A 26,879-nucleotide genomic window follows, 5' to 3' on the forward strand; every position below is an offset into this window, starting at 1 on the left:
ATGAACCTTGATTTCACCGTGGTGTTTTCTTACTGGCAGGCCTTGTTGCAGGGGCTGGCGCTGACGCTGGTGTTCACCGTCGGGTGCGCGATTCTGGGCAGTCTGTGCGGCTTTCTGTTGAGCCTGTTGCGGGCCTCTCGCAGTCGCTGGTTGAGCGTGCCTGCCGGTCTTTACGTGGAGCTGTTTCGCGGTACGCCGTTGTTGATCCAGCTGTTCTGGGTGTTCTTCTGTTTCCCGGTGGTGTTTGGCGTTGATATCCCGCCTTACCTGTCGGTGTTACTGGCGCTGACCCTGTACATGACTGCGATCACCAGCGAGACCTTTCGCGGCGCGCTCAAGTCCATCCCGGGCGAACAGCATGATGCCTGCGTCGCATTGGGCCTGGCTTCGTGGAATAAAACCCTCTTCGTGGTGTTTCCCCAAGCCTTGCTTCGGGGCATTCCGCCACTGCTCTCCAACGTGGTTTCGCTGTTCAAGGAGAGCGCGCTGATCTCTTCGGTGGGCATCGCGGACTTGATGTTCGTCGGCCAGAACATTTCCAACAGCACGGCCCGCCCGGTCGAGTTTCTCTCGGCGGTGGCTGTGATCTATTTCCTCGTGGCGTTCCCGCTGACCCGTCTGGTCGGTGTGATCGAGGCGCGGATGCTGCGTCGTTATGCGTACTAACCCCAACCCTCATATCCAAATCCGTGGAGTGTCTGCAATGACTCAACTCAAAGGTATCCTGCCTGCTCTGGTCACCCCGTTCGACAAGGCCGGCAAAGTCAATTACGACATGCTCGGCAACATCATCGAGCATCAACTCAAGGCGGGCGTCAAAGGTTTCGTGCCACTGGGTTCCACCGGTGAGTACTACGCCCTGACCAACGAAGAGCGCCGGCAGATTCTGGCCACTGTGCGCGAAATAGTCGGCGACCGTGGCGTGCTGATTGCCGGTGCCAACGGTTCCTGCACCCGTGAAGTCATCGAGCAGGTCAAGCAGACCCGTGATGCCGGCTACACCAACCTGTTGATCGCACCGCCTTATTACGCACTGCCGTCCCAGGAAGAGCTGGTCGGTCACTACCAGGCCATTCTCGATGCCGTGCCGGACATCGACCTGGTGCTGTACAACTACCCGGTGCGTACCAACGTCGAAGTCGGTTTCGGTGTGCTGGATGCGTTCAAGGAAAACAAACGCGTGATCGCGATCAAGGAAAGCAGCGGCAACCTGCTGCGCGCCATCGAAATCGGCAACACCTACAAAGACAACTATCAGCTGTCTTGCGGTTCCGATGACCAGGCGCTGGATTTCTTCCTGTGGGGGGCGAGCAGCTGGATCTGCGGCCCGGCCAACTGCCTGACGCAACAGGTCTGTGATTTCTACACCAAGTACACCAGCGGCGACCTGACCGGTGCACAGGCCATCGTGCGCTCGCTGTTCCCGGTACTGGCAGACATGGAGTCGGGCAAGTTCATCCAGAAGGTCAAGTACGGCTGCGAACTGGCAGGCTTTGACGCCGGTGCTGCGCGCATGCCGCTGCAACCATTGACCGACGACGAGAAAGCCAGCTTCCGCAAGGCTTTCGAACTGGCCCAGGGCTGATGTTGCCCGCCACATCAGTCGCCACGCCCGACTGATGTGGCTTTATCGGAGAGAGTGAGATGACCCGACACGTTTTCAGCAGCATCGAAGGCCATACCGAAGGCATGCCTGTGCGCATGGTGATAGCCGGTGCGCCCGCGCTCAAAGGGCGAACCATGAGTGAGCGGCGTGAATATTTCATGGCCAACTTCGACTGGATTCGCCGCAGCCTGATGCTCGAACCCCGTGGCCACTCGCACATGTCGGGTACGATCTTCTACCCGCCGATGCGCGCTGACAGTGACTTCAGCCTGCTGTTCATCGAGACCTCCGGCTGCCTGCCGATGTGCGGGCATGCCACGTTGGGTTCGATTACCTTTGCGCTGGAGGCCGGGCTGATTGAGCCCAAGACCCCGGGCAACGTGGTGGTGGACGTTCCGGCAGGGCAGATCCACGCCACCTACACCCGCAGCGGCGACAAGGTCAGCTCGGTGTGTTTCACCAACGTCCCTTCATTCTTGCTGCACCGTGACCTGGAAATCGATTTTCCGCCACTGGGGCCATTGAAGATCGACATCGCCTACGGCGGCAATTTTTACCCGATTATCGAAGTGCAGCCCAACTATCCGGGTTGTGAGCATTTCAGCGCGCAGCAACTGCTGGAAATGGGCCGGCAAATGCAGGATCTGCTCAACCGGTCGGTGGACGTGGTTCACCCGGAAAACCCTGCGATCAAAGGTGTCAAACACTGCATGTGGACAGGCGCGCCCCTGGCTTGCGAGTCTCAGGGCCGGGCCGTGGTGATTGCCGGTGAAAGCCTGATCGATCGGTCGCCGTGCGGCACCGGAAGTTCGGCCCGGGTCGCCCAGCGCTATGCCCGTGGCTGGTTGGCCGAAGAGGGCGCCTATCGCCACGAAAGCCTGATCGGCAGTTTTTTTGTCGGTCGCGTGGCGCAGACGCTGCACCTGGAAGACGGCAGTGCCGCTATTCGCCCGAGTATTGAGGGAAGGGCATGGATCACAGGGCGCGCTGAGTTTATTGTCGACGATACCCAACCCTGGTGGGACGGCTTCAGTCTGGAAGATTATGCCGCTCCGGCCTCTGCACAAGAGACTTCCCTATGACACCTGCGCAGCCCGTTGCACAAATCCCGGTTCCCGGAGAAAAGGTAGTCGTGGTCGGCGGCGGTATCGTCGGCGTCTGCTGTGCCCTTTACCTGCAACGGGAAGGCTATGCGGTGACCCTGATCGACCCGGCCGCCGCGGGCGACAGCACCGCCAAGTGGAGCTGCGGGCAAATGGCGGTCAGCGAGGTCATCCCGTTGTCCAAGCCCGGCATCCTGAAGAAAATCCCGGGCTGGCTGCTCGATCAGAAGGGCCCGCTGGCGCTCAGGCCCGGTGCGTTACCTGGCATCCTGCCGTGGTTCCTGCGGTTTCTGGCTTGTGCCCGCCACTCGAAAATTGTCGAAATTTCCGAAGACATGGCGACGCTCACTCACCATGTCTACGAGGACTATGCGCCCTTGCTCGAAGCGTGCCCGGACAAGACCCTGATGGGCGAACGGCCAATCCTCGAGCTGTTTGATTCGGCTTCAGGCATCGAACACGAACGGGAGCATCTGGCGCTGCGTCAGGCGCTGGGCTTCAAGTCCGAAGTGCTGGATGCGGCGGCAATCTCGGATCTCGAACCGTCATTGGTCGGCAAATTCAGCCATGGCTTGCTGTTCCCAGACTGGCGGTCGGTTAATGACACCAAAGGTTTTATTGCCGCGCTGACGCAAAGTTTTCTCGACCAGGGCGGCGTGCGTGTACGTGGCCAGGTCAAGCGCATCGATGAGGTGGCCGATCGCGCCAGCGGCGTCACCCTCGGCGATGGCCAACGCTACGCCGCGGATCATGTGGTAATCGCTGCCGGCACTGGCTCGCGTCAGTTTTTCGAGCAACTCGGTGCGCAGGTTCCGCTGGCCGGTATCGCCGGTTATCAGGTGCTATTGCCCACCCCCGGCGTGGAGATTCGTCACTCGGTGATTTATGCCGACGGCGGTTTCTGCTTCAGCCCGATGACCCGTGGATTACAGATTGGCGGCACCATCGAATTCGCCGGCCCCAATGCCGAGCCGAACTTCAAGCGCGCCGACATCATTCTTGAGAAGGCGCGAAAAATACTTCCCCGGTTGCAACTGGATAACGTCGAGTACGGCGTCGGCTATCGCCCGTTTTTGCCCGACACCAAACCCGTTATCGATCGCAGCACTCGACTGTCGAACGTGTTCCTTGCGTTCGGTCACGGCCAGCTCGGCCTGACATTGGGAGCGACCACCGGACGACTGATCACTGACCTGGTTGCCGGTCGAAAACCTGCCCAGGACCTGACCCCTTTTAGCGCCCAGCGCTTTGCCCTTGTTGGAGGCCATGCATGAAATCCTATGACCAGCTCTATATCGACGGCCAGTGGGTTCGTCCGAAGAACGGCGCAACCTTTGACACGATTGATCCGAGCAACGAGTCGGTCATCACCCAGGTCGCCGCGGCCACCGCAGGCGATATCGACCTGGCGGTAAACGCCGCACGCCGTGCATTTGATGAGGGGCCATGGCCGCAAATGACCGGGGCCGAACGCGCGACGATTCTGCGGGCCATCGCTCGTGGTATCCGTGAACGTCAGGACAAACTGGCCGAACTTGAGGTGCGAGACAACGGCAAACCGTTGCCCGAAGCGCAGTGGGACATCGCCGATACCGCAGGCTGCTTTGACTACTATGCCGATCTGGCCGATGACCTTGATGGCCATCGTGAGCAGAATATTTCCCTCGCCGATGAGCGCTTCACGTCCATCGCGCGCAAAGAACCGGTGGGTGTCGCCGGGGCCATTATTCCCTGGAACTTCCCGATGTTGATGGCCGCCTGGAAAGTCGCGCCGGCATTGGCCGCTGGTTGCTGCATGGTGCTCAAACCTTCGGAGCTGACGCCGTTGACCGCCCTGGAGCTGGCGGACATCGCCCATCAGGCCGGTTTGCCTGCTGGCGTGCTCAATGTCGTGACCGGCCTCGGTCCGGATGCCGGCGCTCCGCTGAGCGAGCATCCAGGCATCGACAAACTGGCGTTCACCGGCAGCGTGCCAACGGGTACGCGGATCATGCAGGCCGCCGCCCGCGACATCAAAAACATCAGTCTGGAGCTGGGGGGCAAGTCGCCTTTCATCATCTTCGACGACAGCGATATAGAAGCGGCGGTCGAGTGGATCATGTTCGGGATCTTCTGGAACCAGGGGCAGGTCTGTTCGGCAACTTCAAGGGTGCTGGTGCAACGCAACCTGTACGAACCACTGCTCAAGCGACTGGTGGAGCAGACCCAGCGCGTCAGCATTGGCAACGGCATGGACGAGGGCGTACTGCTCGGCCCGCTGGTCAATCGCGGCCAGTACGACAAAGTGCTGGCAGCCATCGCTCAGGGTCGGGAGGAGGGCGCAACGCTGCTTGCCGGCGGTACGCGTCCGGCGAATTGCGAGAAAGGCTACTTCTTGACCCCGGCGATTTTTGCCGACGTGCCGCAAGACAGTTGGATCTGGAAAGAGGAAATCTTCGGCCCAGTGGTATGCGTGCGACCCTTCGATGATGAAGCCGAAGCATTGCGCAGCGCCAACGACTCGCGCTTCGGACTCGCTGCTGCCGTGATGTCCCATGACCTTGCCCGTGCCGAGCGCGTTGCCCGCCGACTGCGAGCGGGCATCGTCTGGATCAATTGCTCACAACCGACTTTCACCGAAGCTCCTTGGGGCGGTTACAAGCAAAGCGGTATCGGCCGTGAGCTGGGTGAGTGGGGGTTGAGCAATTACCTGGAAACCAAGCAGATCACCCGTTACGACAGTCATCAGCCGTGGGGCTGGTACATCAAGTAAAGGAGCCCGTCATGCGCTGGAAAAAGACGCTGCAAATGGCTGATGTGCATTGTGAAGGTGAGATCGGCAAGGTCATCACCGGCGGGGTCATCGATATCCCCGGCAAGACCATGCTCGACAAGATGAACTACATTAACGAAGTCGATGACAGCCTCAGACGCCTGGTGATTCTGGAGCCGCGTGGTTGCCTGCAAATGTCGGTGAATGTGCTGTTGCCGCCGACGCGGCCCGAGGCTCAGGCCGGGTTCATCGTGCTGCAAGCGGACAAGGCTCACCCCATGTCCGGCAGTAACTGCATTTGCGTGGTAACGGCGTTGCTGGAGCTTGGCATGCTGGAAATGCTCGAGCCGGTGACTACGGTGGTGCTGGACACTCCGGCCGGCCTGGTTACCGCCCGTGCACAGTGTGCGGACGGGCGCTGCCAGAGTGTTTCGCTGGACATGGTGCCGTCGTTTGTCGAGCAACTGGATGCCAAGGTCGAGACCGCAGACTTTGGTGTGATCAAGGCAGACATCGCGTTCGGCGGTGTCTATTACGCACTGGTGGACGTTGATCAGATCGGTTTGACCATCGCCCCTGAGAACGCTCGTGAACTGGCCACTCAAGGCGTTCGTCTCAAGGGGCTGATCAATGTGCAGGTGAAGGTCTGTCATCCGCTGTTCAAGGCGCTCAACGAGGTGGCCTATGTGATGTTCCGCAACCGCGTGGACGCGAAAACCTACCAGACCTGCACGACACTGCCTCCGGGGCGAGTCGACCGATCGCCGTGCGGTACGGGCAGTTCGGCGAATCTGGCGACCTTGAACGCAAGGAATCTGGTCGAAGTGGGGGATAAACTCACCTCGCGGTCGACCATTGGCGGCGAGTTTCAGGTTGAGTTGCTGGGGCTGACGCAAGTGGCCGGAAAACCGGCGGTCCTGCCCAGAATCACGGGGAGGGCATGGATTTACGGATTGCATCAGATCGGGGTCGATCCGGATGACCCTTTGGCGGATGGTTTTATGCTGAGCGATACTTGGGGTGAGGGTTTTTAACTGACCCCGGGTGGATGTTAAAGTTGTGGGCTGGCCGGATAACCGGCCTGCACTGCCGAGAGCATGACCTGATGAGCAAAGAAACGACTGAAGTTACCGGTGGTGCCAAACGCCATGGCGGTCGCTACATCTACGAAGAGTTGCGCAAGCAGATCCTGACGCTGAAGCTCAAGCCCGGTATGCCGCTGGACGAAGTGTCCCTGGCCGCGCAGTTTGGTCTTTCCCGTTCTCCGGTGCGTGATGCGCTTGCGCGTTTAATCAGCGAAGGCTTGGTCACCATCCTGCCTAATCGCACGCTGTTGGTGACGCCCTTCGAAATCGAAGAGTTCCCCAATTACATTTCGGCCCTTGACTTGATTCAGCGCGCAGTGACTCGCCTCGCGGCGCTGCATCGTACGGATGAGGACCTGATTCGTATTCGTGCTGCTGATGCCGCCTATCTGGACGCAGTCAGCACCGGGGACTTCCAGGCGATGTCCGAAACCAACAAAGCCTTGCATATGGCAATTGCCGAGGCCGGAAAAAACCCGTACTTCATCAGTTATTACGAGAAGCTGTTGGGTGAAGGTCAACGATTGCTGCACCTGCACTTTGACTACATCATCAGTTCAGCCAATACCTCTTCTTCGATCGGTCGCGACCACGATGAAATCGTCGATGCCATTGCTGGGCGCAAGCCCGACGAGGCTGAACGGGCGGCGCATGAACACACGATGTTGTTCCAGCGACGTTTCCTGGCGTACCTGCAACAAAACCTTACCGAGAAGATGTCTGTTGGTTGAGATGCGCTTCGACCTATTGAAAACCTACCTTTTGATATAGCTTTCGGGCGTCGGTAAGCACGCTGGTTGTCCAGAACATCATGCGCTTGTAACCAGCGGCCTTAGGCATTCTCACACCACAGCTTTGGCGTCAGCCTTGATAGCTGATTTGCGATAGGTCAGCAAAACGATGCCGGTGACCACAATTGTCCCGCCCAGAATCTGCCCCGCACTGAGCATTTGATCCAGCACAATCCAGCCCATCAGCAACGTCGCCAATGGCTCGATGTTCATCACCGGCGCATTGCGTGGCATGTCCAGCCGAGGCACTGAAATGAACAGCACGATAAAACCGGTGCCGTACAACACCACCAATGTGGCGAGGGCCAGCCATCCGGTCGAGGTCGCGGGCAGGTTCAGTCCGCCTGGCAGGGCGTCAGCCAGTCCTGCCAGATTGACGCTGCTGAAGACGATAAAAATGGTCAACAGACTGCGCACCGAACCACGTACCTGAGGCAACTTGTGGTCGGTAATCCACAGCGCGCAGGCGAACACGCTGGCGGCGCAGAACGCGAGCCCGACGCCCAGCAGCCATTGCGGGCCGACGTTGGCCGCGGTCGAAAGACGCCCGGGGACGTCCAGCACAAATACCAGCCCCACCAGAATCAAACCCATCAACATAGCGGTGCGCGCAGTGGGTCTCGGGCCACCCAGCGCCCAGGTGAGCAACGCCAGCAGGATGGGAAACACGTTGGCCACCAGCAGCGCCAGCGCCACCGGGACCCGTGCGACGGCGGAGTACAGGCACAGGCTCTGCGCGGTAATCAGAAGGCCCAACAGCAATTGCCAGCGCCAGGCACCCGCCGGCAGACGCAGACTTTGTCTTTGCCACAGCACCAGGATGGCGAGCACCAGCAAGGTCCCGCCAGAACGCATCAAAATCGCCAGCAATACACCCGCGCCATCGTCAAACGCGACCCGCGCCGCCACATGGTTACCGGCGAACGCACAGCCCATGCACAAAAGAATGATAACGGCGAGATGGCGGGGGAAGGGCGGCGATACGGACTGCGTAGGGCGAGGCATGGCGGATCTCGAAGGGTGACAGGCCAGTTCGGGGATGGCGTCGGGTTTTTATTATGTTGTCGTACAACTTGATCGATTTGTACCGTAATCGGATAGGTCGGGCAAGAGAGATTGGGTGGCCTGTAGCCTTTGACGGTCACACCATGGTGAATCAGTACATGCGTCATTCGTGTGTTTTTGATGGGCTGGACGGCTGTTACTGGCCGATTCTTGCCTGTCACCAGGGGGCAGAAAACAACTCATTTCAGCCGCTCACAACGCCATTCAGGATCCAGTCCACACCATTTGCGCAATGGCTGAAAGCGTATGATGGCGAGCCTTCATTACCGATAAGGAAATCGTCATGCGTCCTGACAAGGCGTGTTCAGTAGTTCTCTGTCCCGCGCAGCCCCCCAGGATCCTTTTGTTCCGTCATCCTCAGGCTGGAGTGCAACTGGTGAAGGGAACCATTGAAAAGGGAGAAACACCGGGCCGAGCAGCCCTGCGTGAACTGGCGGAAGAGTCTGGTATAAGCGCGGCCGCAATCGAAGACGACCTGGGAAGTTGGGAATCCGGTCATCTCGGCCAGATCTGGTCGTTTCAACTGTGCCAGGCGGGTGGGCCACTACCTGAACAATGGTCACATCAAACGCTAGATGACCATGGTCACCTCTTCGAGTTTTTCTGGGCTTCGCTCGACCATTTACCTTATGACGATTGCCACCCGGTTTTTCGTCGGGCGCTGGTCTTTTTGTGCGAGGTCCTGGAAACGCGTGGGCACTTGATGGGCAAGCATCTTTGATTCAAATACGGAACGACTGTTTTTGGCCGATGGCTGCCCCGTGTGAACTGCAGCAACTCATCGTACTTAGATGGGAGAGGGTAAAAAGCGGTACTCATCGCGACGGCCGTTGCACCTGGAACTTCAGGGTGTAGGCCGGGTCAATAGCGGCCCTGTATCGCAATTGCCGAACAGCGGTGTGGTCTGTTTACGGCAGTGCCGTCCGAGTTCAGTCGAGTCCGCCCCCTCATGCAAACCAAGAGTGTTCTACCGAGACTCATCGTGGTGTTCTGCGCTATCGCCTCGTTTTGTTCTGTCGCTGCCGAGCGAAGAGCGCCCGCTCAAAGTAACAGTGCATCAACCGCCCTGATCGAAACAGCCTCGCGGCAGTATGAAAATGGTCAGTTGGACCAGGCCGCTGCAACGTTGGAGCGTGCCCTGCATATCCAGCCGAACAATCCCGCGACGCTGCATTACCTCGGTGTGTTGCGTCTTCAGCAGGGGCAGTTCCAGCAGGCTGAAACCTTAGCGGCGCGCTCGAACATGCGAGTTGGTGGAAACGTCCAATTACGCAACCGAAACTTTCAATTGATCCAGGCGGCGCAGCAGGCCCAATCTACGGGTACCCCACCCAATGCCAAAGAGGACTTGGCCGCAGTACAGAAAGGGCTGGAAGAGGAGGCTCAAAGGCGCCGCGAAGCGGAAATGGCGATTGTTGCGCAACGCGGCGCAGACAACATCGCTGGCGCAGAGACAGAGCATGCGTACGCCGAGCTTGGGATTCCTCGCGGTCATATGCCGCCTCCGGGCAAATGTCGAATCTGGTTTCCTGATCGTCCGCCAGGGCATCAGCCTGCACCCGGTAAATGCAAGAAGCTGCGCCATCGGGTTCCCGCTGGGGCCTATCTGGTGCACGGTTGAGTATTTGAGTGTCCGCTGCTGGCCGAGAGCGGAGTCTCCCCACCTCTCGGGGTCGATTCAATACTTAGATCAGCTGTCGTACTCCCAGGCCCAGAATCAGACCACCGCACAGGCGATCAATCACTTTCCGAGCCTTCTGATACGCCGAGGAAATCCTTGGTTGCGACAAAGCCACCGCAACCAGTCCATACCAGGTCAGCGAAACGACCACCACAACCGCCAGCATTGAGACGAAGGTGCTGACCGAGGGGTGGGCGGGGGCTGCTGCTGAAAAGACGGCGGCGTAGAAGGCCATGGATTTAGGATTACCGATGTTGGTGACGACACCCTGAAAGAAAGATTTCCGGACGCTGCCAGCCGTGCCCTCACAAGGCCGTAAGGCGGGGTGCTTGCCTGCTTTAACGATCAGGCGTACGCCAAACCACATCAGGTACGTCGCACCCATTATCTTCACAACCAGTACTGCCCATGGGAAGGCTGCAAACACAAGGCCCAGGCCTGTGATCGCACAGCCAGACCAGAGCAGGTTCACGGTCACTATACCGGCGACCAAGGCCAACGCCTCGGCACGTGTCGCGGCTACTGCCTTGTGAACAACGGCGACGAAGTTCGGCCCCGGAATCACTACGCCCGCCAGATAAACCCAGAAAACAGTAAGCACCGCAGTACTGTCGAACATTTCGATGCCTCTTAGCGCTAATCGGTATCAGCGTCTGGTTGAAGATTTCATCACGTTTGTCGCCGCGAGAGCATCCATGCTAGCGAGCGAAGGGGCCGACAGTCAGACACAGATTCCACAATAAACTCCGATACAGTGACCTTTTATGCCAAGTAAACCCTGCCCGGCGATGAGATGGTCGGGGATCGCTATGGCCTGGCGAGGAATGCTTCGCTGTTAAGGGCGGATGTGTGCTGTCCGCAATTGGCCGATTGCTGCCTGTCACGTGGGGGTTGGAACAGTGCCTCCGGCAGCGGGGCCCCCCTCCAGAAGTAGTCTGCGCCGTGCGGTTTCCACACTGCGCTGGGACAGGGCCTGCATACGCGGGGATTGCACGGCCCACGAGTGCCAATACAACGCCACGTCGGTGAAGTGCCCCGGTGCGACGTCCACAAGCTCTCGGTTTTTTAGCCAATCACGCAGTTGTATTTGCGGCACCATGCCATAGCCCAGGCCGCGGCGAATCGCTTCAAGTCGGGCCTCGGGCAGTGACAAGTAATGCGTAGGATAGGCATCTGCGCGCAGGCCGAAGTGTGATTGCATGAACTGATCCTGCAGTGTGTCCTTGCGTGAATAAGCAAACACGGGGGCCTTGTGCGCCGCCTCCCGAGTGAGTCCGTTGGGAAACCACCGCGCCTGGAAATCGGGCGACGCTACGAGGCGATAGCGAACAGAACCCAGATGGAGGGCGAGACAGCCACGCATGGGTTCCGCACGTGAGCTGATGCAAGCGATGACCTGACCACTTTCGAGCAGCGTGTACGTATGGTCCTGATCATCGACGACCAGGTCGAGCAGTATGCGTTCGCTGACAAAAATGGCCGCTAGAGCGGGGAAAAACCAGGTCGCGAGGGTATCGCCGTTGGCTGCGATGACAACCCGTAGGTGCTCGTCTTGATCGCCCGAGAGCTCGTTGAGCAATTCCTCCTCGAGCACGGTTGCGCGTCGAAGATAAAGCAACAGCCTCCGTCCCCTCTGGGTCGGCTCGCAGGGTCGACCTCGGACCACGAGCGGGCTGCCCAGGTAGGCCTCCAACGCGTGTATTCGCTGGGAAATAGCCGAGGGCGTTATCGCGAGCCTCTTTGCGGCCTTCTCAAAACTGCCGTCGTCGACGACTGCCAGGAACGCTTGCAACTGCTTGGCATCGAGTTTCACCGCGCGGCCTCATTAAGTTTTGCTAAGCAATGCTGAAAGTTACTTCATTATTCTTAACCAGGAAACCGCTAACGCCGATGATGGCTTCACGGCGACATCGCTCCTCTGATCACCAGAGTCGCCGTTTCACGAACCAGTCGGCGCAGGCGACTGATTTCGCGCTCACTCATCAAGTTCAGGAGAAACTCATGACACTCAAAATTGTTGCTGCTATCGCGGCGTTTGCAGTGCTGTCCGGTTGTGCTTGGCAAACACCAGCGTTGAAGCTCGATAACCAGTTGTATCAGACCTCGGCGAACGCTTCGCTGGCACGCGGCGCACAAACCGGAGCCCGCCGCCTTGCGCTTGAGGCGGCGAACGCCAAGTGCACCTCGCTCGGCAGCGACATCAGCGTTCTGGATATTCAATCGCGCTGGTCGTTTCCGGTTAATGGCGTTGCCTTCGTGACATTCCGTTGCAAGCCGGTTGCGAGTCACAAGGTGGGGTAGCCGAGCCTGGGGGGTGTGACTCATTTATCGCTGAAGGCATTGCCCTGGGGGATCGGCAAGCGCCGCACCACTGACCGTGAGGGCGGTGGTTGCTATCGTGAACAATGCCAACGCATTGCGCATCTTTTCACCCTCTGGATGGACTTGGGTTACTGTGGATTTGTCAAGGGGCCGAATCGATGGGTGACGGAATCGTCTGCGAAAAAAAGCCGTATAACGTCATCGATGCCCATCTACGCTAAGACCCAAAGGGCAAAGCGGTCGTTGTGCAGTATGGATCGCAGTGCGGTTGCAACCCATAGGTGCACGCGGGCACTTACCTGCGTCGGTTCTTTTCCTGAAAGCCCAGGACTCGACGCCCAAGTGTCGTAGCAACGCTTCAGAAATTCGGCGCAGTGAGATGACCCCAGACCAAATCTATTCGCATATCCGCATCGTCCTCAGCATCATTCTGGGGCTGGGCATAACGACGTTGCTCAAGGGGATCGCATCGATCATCGAGCACCCGCGCCGTTTCGGATGGTCCTGGATACACATGAGCTGGGTGGTGTGGGCGCTCATTTCAATCATGACGTTCTGGTGGTGGGAGTTTCGTCTTACGCAGGTACCGGTATGGACGTTCGAGTCTTACTTTTTCATTGTTTGCTTTTGCGCCCTCTACTTCATGGTCTCGACGATGCTGTTTCCGTCCGACGTGAGAGAGTTCGGCAGCTATGAAAACTACCTGCTGGAACGACGTGCCTGGTTCTTCGGGCTCATCGCTCTTCTTACGGCCATGGACCTTGTCGATACCTCCCTCAAGGGTAACGCCCGCTGGCAGACGTTGGGAGCGGCGTATACCGCCCATACCGTCATCATGCTGGGCATCGTGTTGATTGGCATCACACAGAAGCGGCGTCGAGTACAACTGGCACTTGCACTGTTTAGCCTGATCTATCAGCTCGGCTATTTTGCGGTCGAGTACTTCACCCTTATAGCGGACTGACTCAGAAGGACAGCCGGCGTTGTGCAATGGTTTTTTCCTGACCGGGTCGGTTGGAGTGACCGCTTCTGGCCCCGCGCGCCGGTACACAAGGCTCAGCGTCTATATCGCAGCGCCTCCACAAACGCAGAAAAGGCCGCAGATGGCTGGCGTCTGTTGGGGTAGTACAAATGGTAGCCCTGAAACTCGGGACACCAGTCGGCCAGGACTTCCTTGAGTCGGCCGTCGGCCAGGTACGGTGCGACCAATTGCTCTGGTACGTAGGCCAGACCAACGCCATCCAGGGCGGCATTGAGAACATGCATGATGCTGTTGAAAACGAGTTGCCCGTCTGCCTTGACCGTAAACGCCTGGCCATCTCGTTCAAACTCCCAGGCGTAAATCGCCCCTGATGGCCGGTGACGGATATTGACGCAGTCATGGGCAGTCAACTCATGAGGTGTGGCGGGTACCGGGTGATGTTCGAAATACGCCGCAGATCCCACCACCGCCAACCGCCAATCCGGTCCTATGCGAACCGCAATCATGTCCTTGCTGATCGATTCGCCCATGCGAATGCCGGCATCGAAGCGTTCCTCGACCACGTTGGTGAATCCATAGTCGACGTAGAACTCCAGTGTGATATCCGGGTAATTCTTCAGGAAGCCGGCAAGCATCGGCCGAATGCACAACTCTATCTGATCGTCAGTGCAGGAAATACGAATCGTGCCACTGGGCTTGTCCCGTAATTCGCTCAAGGCTTCAAGCTCAACAGCGATCTGGTCAAAAAGCGGGGTGATCGAGCGCATCAACCGTTCTCCCGCTTCTGTCGGCGACACATTGCGTGTCGTGCGGGCCAGCAGACGTATCCCCAGTCTTTGTTCAAGTGCCCGGATCGTATGACTCAGCGCAGAAGGCGTAATGCCCAGTTTGGCGGCGGCTTTGGTAAAGCTTTGATCGCGCGCCACTGCCAGAAAAGCCTGGAGGTCGTTGACTTTGGTATTGGCCATTGCTGAGTTTTTCTCAAAACTACATGAAGATTATGCCTACTAATCAGGGTATCTCGAATCCGTCAAGCTCTGTCACCTATCTGGAACGGAGTACTGATGATGAGCGAGACAGCTGTAACCCTCCTTGGGACTGTAGAAGCCTTGACCCCTCCCGGGCTTGATCGGCGCGACTTCGTAAAGGCCACCGACGTCAGCATGTACGACCTGACGGTGGTTGGCTGAAACGCCAGTGCTTCAGCCAACAACGATTGGAAGAGAGGTTTTTAAATGACGGCTCAAGTATTCGACACTCCGGCAGGTGATGCCCTCGGCATGCCGGGCACTGCGGAACTGCCGGCTCACTGGAGTGGCATTTTTGCGATGACGCTGTGCGTATTCGCGCTGATCGCTTCGGAGTTCATGCCCGTCAGTTTGCTCACGCCGATCGCAGCGGATCTGCAAATCAGTGAAGGACTGGCCGGGTATGGGATCGCCATCTCCGGCGCGTTCGCGGTGCTGACAAGCCTTTCGATTTCCAGGCTTGCGGGCTCGATGGACCGCAAGACGCTGTTGCTGCTACTGACCGCGATCATGTGCGTGTCGGGGTTGGTGGTCGGTCTGGCGCCGAACTATACGGTGTACATGATTGGTCGTGCGCTGATCGGCGTGGTGATCGGCGGGTTCTGGTCGATGTCGGCGGCCATGGCCATGCGCCTGGTACCGCCCCTTAGCGTGCCCAAGGCTCTGGCAATCTTCAACGGCGGCAATGCCTTGGCAACCGTAGTGGCCGCACCACTGGGAAGCTATCTGGGGAGTGTCATCGGCTGGCGGGGTGCTTTCTTCTGCCTGATTCCGGTAGCGATCATCGCGTTGATCTGGCAGTGGATCAGCCTGCCAGGCATGAAGGCGGCGCCGCGCAAAGCGGGGGATGGCAATGTCTTTCGATTGTTCAGGAGCCCATTGGTCAGTTTCGGCATGTTGAGTGTGGGGATTTTCTTCATGGGGCAGTTTGTATTGTTCACCTATCTGCGCCCGTTCCTGGAGACCGTCACGGGTGTAGAGGTTTCCATGTTGTCGATGATCCTGCTGGTCATAGGCGTGGCGGGTTTTGTCGGGACCATCCTGATCGGCACTTTCCTGAAAACCGGCATGTATCGCGTCCTGGTCTGCATTCCACTCTTGATGGCCGCCATTGCACTTTCCTTGATAGTCCTTGGCACAGGAGTCGTGGCAGCTTTTGTATTGCTGGGGCTGTGGGGCCTGATCGCGACGGCAGCGCCAGTGGGGTGGTGGTCGTGGCTGGCCAAGGCGTTGCCCAAGGATGCCGAGGCCGGTGGCGGCCTGATGGTGGCAGTCATTCAGCTATCCATTGCGCTGGGTTCGACCCTCGGCGGGCTGCTGTTCGACGGGAGCGGCTATCGCATGACCTTTCTCGCAAGCGCAGTCTTGCTGGTACTCGCCGCAGTGCTGGCTTTTTTCACATCGCGAAACCAGGTTTGATGGAAGACAGGTTTGACCCAACCCTCCATGCGTTGCTAAAAAAGCAAAAGTCATTTGCGATTCGAGAGGATTGTTGCGCCAGGAGTCCGAAGTTAGCATCGATCCATCGCTGCAACTCATCAGACTTTTGGCGTGAGTCAAAGACAGCTTTTTACCTGTCGCTCAGCTGATCGTCCCTCCCTCGATCAAATATGGAAACTCCAATGTCGAAACTCTTCGAAGAATTCAGCATGGGCGACACCACGCTCAAAAATCGTATCGTCATGGCGCCTTTGACCCGCTCTCGCGCACCCGATGATGTCGCCGATGAGCGAGTGGCGTTGTACTACGCGCAACGCGCCACCGCAGGCTTGATTGTCAGCGAGGGCACGCCGATATCCCGTGAAGGTCAGGGCTACCTCTTCAATCCGGGGATCTTCACCACCGAGCAAATCGCTGGATGGCGCCTCACCACCCACTCGGTGCATGCCGTGGGTGGCAAGATGTTTGCGCAAATCTGGCACGTGGGTCGTGTTTCGCATCCGTCGATCCAGGAGGGCGGGAAACTGCCGGTGAGTGCCACGTCGAAGCAAGCGGTTGGCGCGACGGCTTTCGGCTACGACGCTGACGGCAAACCGGCGTTGGTAGCGCCACCGGCGCCACGCCAGCTGACAACGGCCGAGGTTTCGCGGATCGTCGGTGAGTTCGCGCAGGCGGCCGAAAATGCGATCGAGGCAGGTTTTGATGGCGTCGAAATTCATGGTGCCAATGGCTATCTGTTCGAGCAGTTCATGAATCCGCTGGTCAATGATCGAACCGATCAATACTCCGCCGATCAGTTGGAAAATCGCCTGCGCTTCACCCTGCAAGTCATCGACGCCGTGGTTGCGCGGATTGGCGCCGGCCGTGTGGGCATCCGTATTTCGCCCTATGGTCAACTGTTCGATATGCCGTTGTATGAACAGATCGATGAAACCTACACCGCGCTTGCCACAGAGATTGGCGCTCGGCAGCTGGCCTATGTTCATGTCATGGATCAGTCCGGATTTCCTGCCCCGGGTACTGTGGGTAGCGGTGGCGGACCGAAAGCGACTTTTATCAATTTGCTGTCGACCATGAAATCAAGATTGCCCGGCACGGCGCTCATTCTGGCTGGCGGTATGTCGCGCCAACGTGCGCAAGACCTGATCAACGACGGCATCATCGACCTCGCTGCGTTTGGTACCGCTTACATCAGCAACCCCGATCTGGTGGCGCGCCTGCAGAACAACTGGCCTCTGACAGAAGCCAAGCGCGAAACCTTCTACGGCGGCGGGGCCGAAGGTTATGTCGATTACGCGCCTCATCGAGGGTAAGCAGTCGCGAACCGGCAAGGTTCCACTTCCTGAAATTTTGGCAGCCGTCACCGGTATTCGGTGCGGCTGCTTTTTCATGGCTGATGCAAACAGGTCCGGGAGGCGGGTCCGAGAGGACAATCAGCAGCCGTTCTGTTTTAGTACAGCTCCACGGCGCCTTCTGTTGGAGATTTCCCCTATGCACCTCAAAGCGCACCGATACTTTGCCATGGTTGCGGTGACCGGCAGTTTCTCGGCGACGGCGCGACACTTTCGCGTCCCTGCGTCCTCCGTTTCACGCTTCATCGCGGCGCTGGAACGGGAGGTGGGCCAGCAGCTGCTGTATCGCAATACTCGCGCCGTCAAACTGACGGAAGCGGGCGAGCGTTATTACGTGCAGATCCGCGAAGTATTGGAGTTGCTGGATGCCGCCGATGAGGAAGTCACCGGCAAGGGCGGCGAGATTCGTGGCCTGGTGCGGATCAACGCGCCGGTTGCGTTCGGCAGTCTGCATATCGTGAAACTGTTGAATGGCCTGTATGACAAGTATCCGCAATTGACCGTTGAACTGACGGTCACCGATGCCTTTATCGACCCGGTTCAGGAGGGCGCAGACATCATATTCCGGGTGGGGCACCTGGAGGATTCCGGATTGATTGGGCGGAAAATCTGCGACCAACAATACGTGCTGTGCGCTAGCGCAGAGTACCTGGCGAAGCACGGCAAACCCGCTTCGCCAGAGGATCTGCAGAACCACGCGTGCCTGGTCTACAAGGGAACCGGTGGGGCGCAGCGCTGGTACTTCAGAAAGCCGGCCAGCGACAAGGTGAAAATCATCGAAGTGCATGGGCCGCTCAGAAGCAACAATGGCCAGGTCCTGGTAGAGGCGGCGCTCGCGGGGCGGGGGATTGTGTTTTTTCCTTCCTGGCTCTTCAGTAGAGAGAGTTTCATGAACAGACAGCTCATTCAGCTTTTACCCGATTGGGAGGGGGCGGTTGAGCAGACGCCAAGCCAGATCCATTTGATTTCCCCCGAGAATCGACTCCGCTCTCAGAAAGTCCGCGTGGTGTGGGACTACTTCATCAGCGCGATTGGCGTTCCTCCCTATTGGGATGATCTCAGTGGTTCTGGTACTGACGGTGATACTTGAAAATGCAGAGGTTGGCTTAAGAGCTTAACTTTTCAATCGCTGCGTTGTATTGCCTCTTGATAAAAAGTCAATGGTGTCATGTTGCACTATTGCAGATTTCGTTGTGTCAATTAACGTGGCTTGGTAATTGCCGATGTGTGCGTGGTCGATTGTCGGTAGCTGACGCGTTACTTCATCACCACCGGTGGATACTGGTTTGGTGGGCATCCTGCACTGTGAAGGGACTATGCTTGAAGTGATAAGGCATTTGCAGAATCGGAGATCCCATGAATGAAGTCTTCCGTGATCATAAGCGTGTGGCGGCAGCAATAGCGACCGTTGTTGATGCTGTAGGGCAACAGGGCTTTTATGCCATCGTGCTGGAGACGCTAGGACAATATATTGATTGTGAGCGTTGGCTGGCTATCAAGTACAGCAGATTTTCTGCCCCCGAATTCATCGTCAATACGTCTTTGAGCCACGAGGCGGTTGCGCAATACATGAATCACCTTTATAGGATCGACCCTCTGCTTCGGCTAGTGACTGAAGATCGTGTGCCCTCAGTGGTCACGTTTTCACTCATGCAAAGCGAGGATGAGTCCAATGTTTATTACGATGAAATATTCAAGTCGGGGCAGATTCTGGACGAATTGACGCTGATGCTGCCTGTCATCGGTGGGGGGTATCTGGGTTTCTGTTTTGATCGCGAGTACACCCTCTTCAATGAGGATGAAATCGCCTTTTTCACCGCCCTGTACCCGATCATCGTCGCTGCGCATGCCGCGCACATGCGAACGGAGTTCATGGAGGGGCTTGGTGCCCTGTTCGGGAATGGAAAGGTCGGCGTACTCACATTAGGAAGTGATAACAGGGTCATCTACCAAAACCCCGCATGGCACGCCTTGACCGGTCATACCTTCGGAAAAGAAAAATTGGAATTAATATTGAGTCAGCCTGAACTGATAGCGGTTCATGTTGAAGGCTTGATTGCCCACTGGGAATATTCCAGGAATGTATCCGCTTCTACTGCGAGCGTCAGAGCAGTATTTCTCGAACAGAAAAGCGAAGGGTATATACAAACGGATGTAAAAGAGTTCTTCGAACAATTCTATGATACTTATCACCTCAGCCCGCGCGAGCGACAACTGGTCGAAAAAACCTTGCGCGGGTATTCGATGCCCGTGATCGCAGAAAAACTGGATCTTAGTCTGGGAACGGTCAGAAATTATAAACAGCGGTTGTACGCCAAACTCGATATCACCAGTGAACGGGAAATATTTTCTTTGTTCATGATGCATATGTTCGGGCAGCCATAACGGTAGCTAGTGCAGATTAGCACTATTGGTACAGTCGGTGACGAGCGCTAACATCGCCTTCAAGGCTCGGCACGCATCCCCGCAACAACGGTCATTCAGCGGCCGGCCTACAACGATAACAATATGAACTTGAAGACTCGCGTATTACGCGAGCGGCGGGAGTATGCTCATGAACAGCACAACGGTTGGCAAGGACAATTGTCAGGAAAAGGGTCATCACCTCCAGCGTGAACTGAACTTTTCCTCCACATTCTCCCTGGCTTTTGCCTTCATATCGCCCATTGTGGCGCTTTACTCCATCTTCGGAATCGGCATTTTAACGGTCGGTCCTGCCTTCTGGTGGGGGTTGGTGGTGGCCATGGCAGGGTAACTACTGGTGGCGTTGGTCTTCGCCATGCTGGTATCGAGATTTCCGTATGAGGGCAGTATTTATCAGTGGTCCAAGTACCTGCTCGGCAGTCGCTTTGGCTGGTTTGCAGGCTGGACTTACATCTGCACGCTGCCGATCACCATTGCAACGGTAGCCCTTGGCGGCGCGGGATTCGTGGCGCAACTGTTTGGCATCGATGCGACCGACAAGATGATCAGTGTGCCGATTGCCCTGTTTCTCATCGCATTCGCCACGTGGGGTAATACCCAAGGCCGAAAGATTTTCTCGACCATCGTCTGGCTATGCATTGGTGCCGAAGTGATCGGTTCGGTCGGCATCGGCGTGTTGTTGCTGATGGAGTTCAAAGTCAACGCGCTGTCCATCCTGATGCCCGACGCTCAAGTCTTTGCCTGGCCGGAACCGGGTATCTCCGGCTTTTTCTCTTCAAAAGTAGCGCTCGCCATTGCCTACTGCGGTTGGGCATTCGTGGGTTTTGAAAGCGCCGGTGCCGTTGCCGAGGAAGTCAAGGATCCTGAACGAGCGGTACCCAAGGCGATGCTGTTTTGCCTGCTGTCGGTTGGCGCGGTGGTGGCATTCTCGGCGTTTTCACTGATTTTGGCCTTGCCCACCCTGGAGTTCCCTGCGGGAAGCGACCCTGTCACGGTGACGCTGATCACTCATTTAGGTCAGATCGCCTACAAGGGCATGCTGGTGCTGTTCATTATCGGGTTTCTAGCGTGCATGCTGGGCATTCAGGCTTCGGTATCGCGGGTCATTTGGGCGTTCGCTCGGGACAGAACCATTCCCTGCTCGGATTTCCTGCGACAGTTGAGTGGGGACGACAAATTGCCAACGCGCGCTTTTCTGTTAACGGGCGGGTTGTCGGCATTATTGTTCATGTTGTCTTTTACCAATATTTATCCGCTGTTATTGGCGTTCAGTATTGCCGGATTCTATCTCGCCTTTGCATTCCCGCTGGTGGGGGCGTGTGTAAGTGTATTGAAAGGTGACTGGCGAGAGGGGCCGTTCTCTCTGGGTATCTTGAGTATTCCCACCATCTTCGCGGCCACCGGTTGGACTCTATTTGAAACGGTCAATATTTCGTGGCCTCGTTATCCGGAACTGTCGTGGTACGAAAATTGGGCGGTGCCGATCATGATTGTTTTCCTGGCGCTGGCGGGCTGGGTTATTTATTCGAAATGGGCCTCCCCTTCTTATACGCAATCAACGTTACGCGCCGCCGTCGCGGATAACGAATAAATCTGGCGAGCCAGTGATGCGAACACACAAAAACATGGACAACGAAAGATATTTGATGCTTCGCGCGCGTCTGAACAATGAATTACGGATACGACTGACACACTCAAGTTCCTCACTGGAGAAGCTGTATAACGCCATGGCTTACGGCGTATTTGAACCGGGTAAATGTTTGCGTCCAATGCTTGTTTACAATGCGTGTAAAGCCATGGGAGGGCAGTTTGACGCAGCCGACGGAGTCGCTTGCGCGGTGGAGCTGATGCACGCCTATTCCTTGATACACGACGATCTTCCGGCACTGGACGACGCTCTCGTTCGTAGAGGGAAGCCGGCGTTGCATGTGGCCTACGGCGAAAGCACGGCCTTGATCGCGGGCGATGCCTTGCAGGCACTGGCGTTCGAATCCCTGGCGCAGCCATCAGCGGTGAGTGCCGGGATTCGCCTGCAAATGGTGGCGGTCATGGCCAGGGCGGCTGGCCCCGCCGGTCTTGCAGGCGGCCAGTTTCTCGACATGGCGCTGGCCGGTACCCGACCGACTTTGGAGCAAGTCGCCGAAATGCAGCGTTTGAAAACCGGCGCATTGATCGAGGCCAGCGTCGTGCTGGGCGCAATGGCGAGTGGAGCAAGCGTGGAAACCAATCGCTTCGTTGCCTTGAGAAAATACGCCGAACAGATCGGCAGGGCCTTTCAAGTGCGCGACGACATTCTGGATATCGTCGGAGATCGGGTTGCCCTGGGGAAAGCGGTTCACGCGGACCAGCACGCTGACAAGTCCACCGCTGTTTCTTCATTGGGATTGGAAGGGGCGCAGCAATATGCCTGGCAACTTCTGCGGGAGGCATTAACGGCACTGGATGCATTTGGCCCAGAAGCCGATGCACTTCGACAACTTGCACATGTTGTCGTGGAACGCGACCTCTAGCGATACGAAATTTCGTTCCCTGGTTAATTTAACAACGATAGCAATAGTGCAGATTTGCAGTATTTGAATTCTCCTGTCATGGGTTGAATATGACGGCTACGGCGCTCGAACGCTGATCAGTATTCGGCGCACTTATGTATAAAAACAAAGATTGAGGTAATCGTGATGACTATCGAAAGAATGAATTACCCTGACGGTTATTTTCCAGTGGATGAATATGAAGATCGCTGGAGAAAAGTGGAAGATGAAATGCGCCAGCAGGGTTATGAGTTGGCCATTGTCTGGGGCAAGACAGCTGGTCATTATGAGCGGGCCATGGAAACACTTTGGCTGACCAACTTCTGGTCGGAACACTCTGGCCAGGAACCGGATTCTCCAATCTGGAACGCACGAGGTTTCTGCTGTGTGATATTGGAGCCTGGAAAGAAACCTGAACTGCATGCCGACGTGGCGACAGTGCGTCGTCGTATGGTGCGCTGCGGCGATTATTTCTTCAGTGACGACCCGATCAGCAGCGTCGCCAAGGCTCTGAACGCGCGCAAGCCGCGTCGCAGCGTCGTGTTCGTCGGGTCCGACAATCTGCCGATGAAGTACGCCAGTCAGCTCGCGGAACAGACGCCTGGTATCCACTTCGAGTATGACGATAACCTGATCCGCCGTTGCCGCCGGATCAAGAGCCCGCGAGAACTGGACATGTTTCGCGAGGCGGGACAGATGGTCTCCAGCGCCTTGTACCGCGTGTGCGACAGCCTTTACGCAGGCAAGACTGCGGCCGAGGCGGCGGCAGAGGGCGCTTATGAACTTACCCGGCGTGGGGGAGGCTGGCTGCGGATTCCAGTGAATTTCGGCAACGACGAGGACAGTCAGTTCTTCGAGCGTGATCCCATGTACGGGTATTCCATGGGCGCGCCGAGCAAGGGCGATATGGTCCGGACCTGGATCTATGGGCCGACCCATCAGGGGTACTGGCTCGACCCCGGACGCTCGCTGGTTTGCGGCGGCAAGCCGACCCCGGAGCAGCGCTCGCTGCTGATCGACTCTTACGCCATCACGGAGGCGGTGATGAACTCCGTGAAACACGGCGCCCGGGTGCTCGACGTGGTGGGCGAGGCCGAGCGCGTGCAGGCACGCGTGGCCGAAGAAGAGGATCTGGCCGCCAAGCAATGGCCGTACTTTGGCCACGGCAATGGCTCCATGTGGGAACACCCGATCATCAACCGGGACTCGGTCACGGCGGACGATATTTTCGAAGAAGGGATGGTCGCCTCCGGAGAGTCCTTCATGACACGAAAAGGTGTCGGCAGCGTTGGGTGGGAGCAGAACTTCATCGTAACCCGGACTGGAATCGAGTTGCTGACGACGACCCCCGTTTTCTGGTTCTGATCGACAGTCGCATTGTTTGACGTTTCAGGGCACCGCTCCATCGACCCAGGTGCGGTGCCCTTTTTTAGGGAGGCTTCCATGAACATTTTGCTGGCACAACTGCCCATCGCGGACGCCCAGGTCGACATCAACCTGAGCAACATGCTGTCAATGATCCGCAATGCTCCGATCGATACGGATTTAATCGTGTTTCCGGAGACGACGCTCTCAGGTTTTCCCACCAAGGATGAGATTGGCACCGTTGGGCTGACGACCCGTGGCAAGCCCATCCGACTCATTCAGGAGGCGGCACGCAATAGCAATACTGCCATCGCTTTCGGTTTTTGCGAGGTGGCTGACGGGCGGGCGTATAACACCGCGTTGCTGGTCGATGGATCGGGGCGCATTGCCCTCAAATACCGCAAGACTCATCTCTGGCCCGATACGGACTGGGGCGTTTTCGATGCCGGCTCGCAGTATTCGATCTGTGAAATTGGCTCGTTACGCGTAGGAGTGCTCATCTGCTATGACATCGAGTTTCCGGAGACCGCTCGCTCGTTGGCCCTGTTGGACGCCGACCTCATTCTCGTGCTGGATGGCAACATGAACCCCTACGGCCCCGTACACCGACGCGCCGTGATCAGCCGCGCCATGGAAAACCAATGCTTTGCCGTTTTGGTGAACCGCATTGGTGAAGGCAAGGGCCTGTCGTTTCCTGGCGAGAGTGTCGCCGTCGATCCGTTCGGAAATGTGTTGGTCGAATCCATCGATGGACATCCTGTCCGTGCCACGCTGGAGCGCGGGCTGATTGAAGAGAGCCGAAAGAATTATCGCTATTTGCGAGACCGACGTGCCACTCCACTGGGCATCGAACGGGCCACTAGCGAAGACGGCGTCGTCAACACAGTCAGCGTCATTCCCGGGTGAAACGGACACTTGTGAGTGACCGCTTTTGGCTGTGGATTCTTGCCTTTCACGAGGGGCAGAAAACGGGACGAACCTGGCCGATTCACAACCGTGAAGACCGAACAGGCAGTGTCTACAGACTGCGAGGCGCGATCACCGACCATCCAAATGGATTCGCCACGGCATATGGGCCGTGAATAGGTTGGCCCGAAGACAGGAATACCACACACCGGCTTGAGAACAGAGCCACGATTCGAACGGTGAAGGTCTCGGTTTGGGATTTAATGGATCCATTAATATTTATATTCCGGCGAAAAGCTTGACGTGTATGGGAATAATCCGATTTACTGGATCCATAAAAACAAGCCTGTCCGGAGAATCCTATGTATCCGAAAAACACCTGGTATGTCGCCTGCACCCCTGACGAGATTGCTTCCAGGCCACTGGGGCGGCAGATATGCGGTGAGAAAATCGTTTTCTATCGTGGACAAGAAGGGCGCGTTGCCGCCGTCGAAGATTTTTGCCCACACCGCGGCGCCCCCCTTTCATTGGGTTATGTTGAAAACGGCAACCTGGTCTGCGGCTACCACGGCCTGGTCATGGGTTGTGATGGCAAGACCGTCGAAATGCCCGGTCAGCGCGTACGGGGCTTTCCGTGCAACAAGACTTACGCCGTTGAAGAGCGCTACGGTTTCATCTGGGTCTGGCCCGGGGAGCAGGACAAGGCTGACCCTGCACTGATCCATCATCTGGAGTGGGCTGTCAGCGATGAGTGGGCGTATGGCGGGGGGCTGTTCCACATCAATTGCGATTATCGATTGATGATCGATAACCTGATGGACCTCACCCACGAAACCTACGTGCACGCCTCGAGCATCGGCCAGAAAGAGATCGATGAAGCGGCACCGATTACCACTGTCGAAGGTGACGAGGTGGTTACCGCGCGGCACATGGAAAACATCATGGCGCCGCCGTTCTGGCGCATGGCCCTGCGTGGCAACAATCTGGCTGACGACGTGCCGGTAGACCGTTGGCAGATCTGCCGCTTCAGCCCACCCAGCCACGTGTTGATCGAGGTGGGCGTGGCCCACGCCGGCAAGGGCGGTTACGACGCCGAGCCGCAACACAAGGCCGCGAGCATCGTGGTTGACTTCATCACTCCGGAAACCGAGACGTCGATCTGGTACTTCTGGGGCATGGCACGCAATTTCAATCCTCATGACGAAGACCTGACGGCCACCATCCGCGAGGGCCAGGGCAAGATCTTCAGCGAAGACCTCGACATGCTCGAACAGCAGCAGAAGAACCTGCTGGCCAATCCCGAGCGCAACCTGCTCAAGCTCAATATCGATGCAGGTGGTGTGCAGTCCAGGCGCGTGCTGGAGCGAATCATCGCCCGTGAGCGCGCGCCGGTTGTCGAGCTGATTGCCACGGCAAACTAGTTCGAGCGCTACGCCATCCACTCCCATTGATACTGTTCCCGGCCACTGCGGTGGCCGGTCTTGAAGGTGCGCCATGATTGAAGTCGTCGTGACATCCCGCAACAACGAAGCGTTGGATATTTGCAGCTACGAGTTGGCCTGTGCACAAGGAGGGGAGTTGCCCGGCTTCAGCGCCGGTGCCCATATCGACGTGCACCTGCCCGGCGGGCTGATCCGCCAGTACTCGCTGTGCAATCACCCGCAAGAACGCCATCGCTACCTGATCGGCGTACTCAAGGATGTAGCCTCGCGCGGTGGTTCCCAGAGTCTTCATGAGCAGATCAACAGCGGCGATCGGCTGTTCATCAGTGAGCCGCGCAACCTGTTCCCGCTGGTGGCCGAGGGGCGGCGCAGCCTGTTGTTCGCCGGTGGCATCGGCATCACCCCGATCCTGTGCATGGCCGAGCACCTGGCCCACAATGGTGCCGATTTCGAGCTGCACTACTGCGCTCGTTCCAGTGAGCGCGCAGCGTTTGTCGAGCGACTCAAAGGGGCATCCTTTGCCGATCGCGTGCACCTGCATTTCGACGAAGAAGCCGATTCGCGCCTGGATGCCGCCAGGGTCCTGGCCAATCCACAGCCTGGCGTACACCTGTACGTCTGCGGTCCTTCAGGTTTCATGCAGCATGTGCTCGACAGCGCCAAGGCCCAGGGCTGGAGCGACGAGCACTTGCACCGTGAATACTTCGCCGCGGCGCCGGTGGATACCAGTGCCGACGGGTCGTTCCAGGTCAAGCTGGGCAGCAGCGGGCAGGTGTTCGACATACCGGCCGACAAGACGGTGGTCCAGGTGCTGGAAAGCCACGGTGTCGAGATTGCGCTTTCCTGCGAACAGGGCATCTGCGGCACCTGCCTGACCCGGGTGCTGGAAGGGGTGCCGGAGCACCGTGACCTGTTCCTCACCGAAGAAGAGCAAGCGGCCAATGATCAGTTCACGCCCTGCTGCTCGAGGGCCAAGTCCAAGCTGTTGGTGCTGGACCTCTGAACCG

The 26,879-nt window shown here is 57.6% G+C and carries 27 protein-coding genes and 1 pseudogene; 24 read left to right on the forward strand and 4 right to left on the reverse strand.

The features are described 5' to 3' along the window. The 7 genes from EI969_RS12295 to EI969_RS12325 all read left to right on the forward strand — a co-directional run bounded on the left by EI969_RS12295 (position 1) and on the right by EI969_RS12325 (position 7,277). A complete protein-coding gene (locus EI969_RS12295; protein ID WP_160388044.1) occupies positions 1-666 on the forward strand; it encodes an amino acid ABC transporter permease in 666 nt (221 codons plus the stop codon). A 37-nt stretch (positions 667-703) separates the two neighbouring features. Next, entirely contained in the window at positions 704-1,585 is an 882-nt protein-coding gene (locus tag EI969_RS12300) for a dihydrodipicolinate synthase family protein (protein WP_160388045.1), read from the forward strand. Between the two features lie 59 nt (positions 1,586-1,644). Beyond that, positions 1,645-2,688, forward strand: coding sequence for a 4-hydroxyproline epimerase (locus EI969_RS12305; protein WP_160388046.1), 1,044 nt, complete (start codon positions 1,645-1,647; stop codon positions 2,686-2,688). Continuing rightward, a complete protein-coding gene (locus EI969_RS12310; RefSeq protein WP_160388047.1) occupies positions 2,685-3,983 on the forward strand; it encodes an FAD-binding oxidoreductase in 1,299 nt (432 codons plus the stop codon). Before EI969_RS12305 ends, EI969_RS12310 begins: the two co-directional genes overlap by 4 nt. Then, positions 3,980-5,461 (forward strand): aldehyde dehydrogenase family protein, encoded by a 1,482-nt coding sequence (locus EI969_RS12315; protein WP_160388048.1) that lies wholly within the window; start codon positions 3,980-3,982, stop codon positions 5,459-5,461. Before EI969_RS12310 ends, EI969_RS12315 begins: the two co-directional genes overlap by 4 nt. Positions 5,462-5,472: 11 nt before the next feature. After that, entirely contained in the window at positions 5,473-6,495 is a 1,023-nt protein-coding gene (locus EI969_RS12320) for a proline racemase family protein (protein WP_160388049.1), read from the forward strand. 71 nt (positions 6,496-6,566) lie between these two features. After that, positions 6,567-7,277, forward strand: a complete 711-nt coding sequence (locus EI969_RS12325) for a GntR family transcriptional regulator (RefSeq protein WP_160388050.1) — start codon at positions 6,567-6,569, stop codon at positions 7,275-7,277. A gap of 111 nt (positions 7,278-7,388) precedes the next feature. Here EI969_RS12325 and EI969_RS12330 read toward each other — a convergent pair whose 3' ends face one another. Beyond that, positions 7,389-8,342 (reverse strand): DMT family transporter, encoded by a 954-nt coding sequence (locus EI969_RS12330; protein WP_160388051.1) that lies wholly within the window; start codon positions 8,340-8,342, stop codon positions 7,389-7,391. Between the two features lie 343 nt (positions 8,343-8,685). Between EI969_RS12330 and EI969_RS12335 the strand changes: the two genes are divergently transcribed. Together EI969_RS12335 and EI969_RS12340 are read left to right on the forward strand one after the other, a co-directional pair. Then, the gene (locus tag EI969_RS12335) at positions 8,686-9,123 is read left to right on the forward strand and encodes an NUDIX domain-containing protein (RefSeq protein WP_160388052.1); all 438 of its coding nucleotides are present in this window, start codon (positions 8,686-8,688) and stop codon (positions 9,121-9,123) included. A gap of 228 nt (positions 9,124-9,351) precedes the next feature. After that, positions 9,352-10,023, forward strand: a complete 672-nt coding sequence (locus EI969_RS12340; protein WP_160388053.1) for a tetratricopeptide repeat protein — start codon at positions 9,352-9,354, stop codon at positions 10,021-10,023. 64 nt (positions 10,024-10,087) lie between these two features. On the opposite strand, the gene EI969_RS12345 is transcribed toward EI969_RS12340, so the two are convergent. Next, entirely contained in the window at positions 10,088-10,702 is a 615-nt protein-coding gene (locus tag EI969_RS12345; protein WP_160388054.1) for a LysE family translocator, read from the reverse strand. A 261-nt stretch (positions 10,703-10,963) separates the two neighbouring features. Beyond that, positions 10,964-11,896, reverse strand: coding sequence for an HTH-type transcriptional regulator ArgP (argP, locus tag EI969_RS12350; RefSeq protein ID WP_160388055.1), 933 nt, complete (start codon positions 11,894-11,896; stop codon positions 10,964-10,966). 188 nt (positions 11,897-12,084) lie between these two features. Here argP and EI969_RS12355 point away from each other — a divergent pair, with 188 nt between their 5' ends. After that, positions 12,085-12,384 carry a hypothetical protein gene (locus EI969_RS12355; protein WP_160388056.1) on the forward strand — a complete coding sequence of 100 codons (300 nt, stop codon included), beginning with the start codon at positions 12,085-12,087 and terminating at the stop codon, positions 12,382-12,384. A 400-nt stretch (positions 12,385-12,784) separates the two neighbouring features. Further along, a complete protein-coding gene (locus EI969_RS12360; RefSeq protein ID WP_160388057.1) occupies positions 12,785-13,369 on the forward strand; it encodes a hypothetical protein in 585 nt (194 codons plus the stop codon). A 92-nt stretch (positions 13,370-13,461) separates the two neighbouring features. Here EI969_RS12360 and EI969_RS12365 read toward each other — a convergent pair whose 3' ends face one another. Then, the gene (locus tag EI969_RS12365) at positions 13,462-14,355 is read right to left on the reverse strand and encodes a LysR family transcriptional regulator (RefSeq protein WP_160388058.1); all 894 of its coding nucleotides are present in this window, start codon (positions 14,353-14,355) and stop codon (positions 13,462-13,464) included. Positions 14,356-14,454: 99 nt separating this feature from the next. Between EI969_RS12365 and EI969_RS30530 the strand changes: the two genes are divergently transcribed. The 13 genes and pseudogenes from EI969_RS30530 (at position 14,455) to EI969_RS12420 (ending at position 26,875) form a co-directional block, all read left to right on the forward strand. After that, positions 14,455-14,577: a hypothetical protein gene (locus EI969_RS30530; protein ID WP_256678306.1), complete on the forward strand. Its 123-nt coding sequence runs from the start codon at positions 14,455-14,457 to the stop codon at positions 14,575-14,577. 45 nt (positions 14,578-14,622) lie between these two features. Beyond that, positions 14,623-15,834, forward strand: coding sequence for an MFS transporter (locus EI969_RS12370; protein WP_160388059.1), 1,212 nt, complete (start codon positions 14,623-14,625; stop codon positions 15,832-15,834). Between the two features lie 203 nt (positions 15,835-16,037). Further along, positions 16,038-17,168, forward strand: coding sequence for an alkene reductase (locus EI969_RS12375; RefSeq protein ID WP_178120645.1), 1,131 nt, complete (start codon positions 16,038-16,040; stop codon positions 17,166-17,168). 178 nt (positions 17,169-17,346) lie between these two features. Beyond that, on the forward strand, positions 17,347-18,297 hold the full coding sequence (locus tag EI969_RS12380; RefSeq protein WP_160388061.1) for a LysR family transcriptional regulator: 951 nt from the start codon (positions 17,347-17,349) through the stop codon (positions 18,295-18,297). A 266-nt stretch (positions 18,298-18,563) separates the two neighbouring features. After that, positions 18,564-19,592, forward strand: a complete 1,029-nt coding sequence (locus tag EI969_RS12385; RefSeq protein ID WP_160388062.1) for a helix-turn-helix transcriptional regulator — start codon at positions 18,564-18,566, stop codon at positions 19,590-19,592. A 169-nt stretch (positions 19,593-19,761) separates the two neighbouring features. Continuing rightward, positions 19,762-19,962 carry a hypothetical protein gene (locus EI969_RS12390; RefSeq protein ID WP_160388063.1) on the forward strand — a complete coding sequence of 67 codons (201 nt, stop codon included), beginning with the start codon at positions 19,762-19,764 and terminating at the stop codon, positions 19,960-19,962. Positions 19,963-19,968: 6 nt separating this feature from the next. Next, a complete protein-coding gene (locus EI969_RS12395) occupies positions 19,969-21,222 on the forward strand; it encodes an APC family permease (protein WP_160388064.1) in 1,254 nt (417 codons plus the stop codon). A 16-nt stretch (positions 21,223-21,238) separates the two neighbouring features. After that, entirely contained in the window at positions 21,239-22,141 is a 903-nt protein-coding gene (locus EI969_RS12400; RefSeq protein ID WP_160388065.1) for a polyprenyl synthetase family protein, read from the forward strand. Between the two features lie 165 nt (positions 22,142-22,306). Further along, positions 22,307-23,524 carry a Xaa-Pro peptidase family protein gene (locus EI969_RS12405; RefSeq protein WP_160388066.1) on the forward strand — a complete coding sequence of 406 codons (1,218 nt, stop codon included), beginning with the start codon at positions 22,307-22,309 and terminating at the stop codon, positions 23,522-23,524. Positions 23,525-23,602: 78 nt separating this feature from the next. Then, a complete protein-coding gene (locus EI969_RS12410) occupies positions 23,603-24,430 on the forward strand; it encodes a nitrilase-related carbon-nitrogen hydrolase (protein WP_160388067.1) in 828 nt (275 codons plus the stop codon). Positions 24,431-24,507: 77 nt separating this feature from the next. Then, a pseudogene (locus EI969_RS30535) lies at positions 24,508-24,732 on the forward strand (hypothetical protein); the annotation flags it as partial. Between the two features lie 60 nt (positions 24,733-24,792). After that, positions 24,793-25,851, forward strand: coding sequence for an aromatic ring-hydroxylating dioxygenase subunit alpha (locus tag EI969_RS12415; protein WP_160388068.1), 1,059 nt, complete (start codon positions 24,793-24,795; stop codon positions 25,849-25,851). Positions 25,852-25,924: 73 nt separating this feature from the next. After that, entirely contained in the window at positions 25,925-26,875 is a 951-nt protein-coding gene (locus tag EI969_RS12420; RefSeq protein WP_160388069.1) for a PDR/VanB family oxidoreductase, read from the forward strand. Positions 26,876-26,879: the final 4 nt, after the last annotated feature.

The organism is Pseudomonas sp. PB101, from assembly GCF_009764265.1.
Classification (GTDB): Bacteria; Pseudomonadota; Gammaproteobacteria; order Pseudomonadales; family Pseudomonadaceae; genus Aquipseudomonas.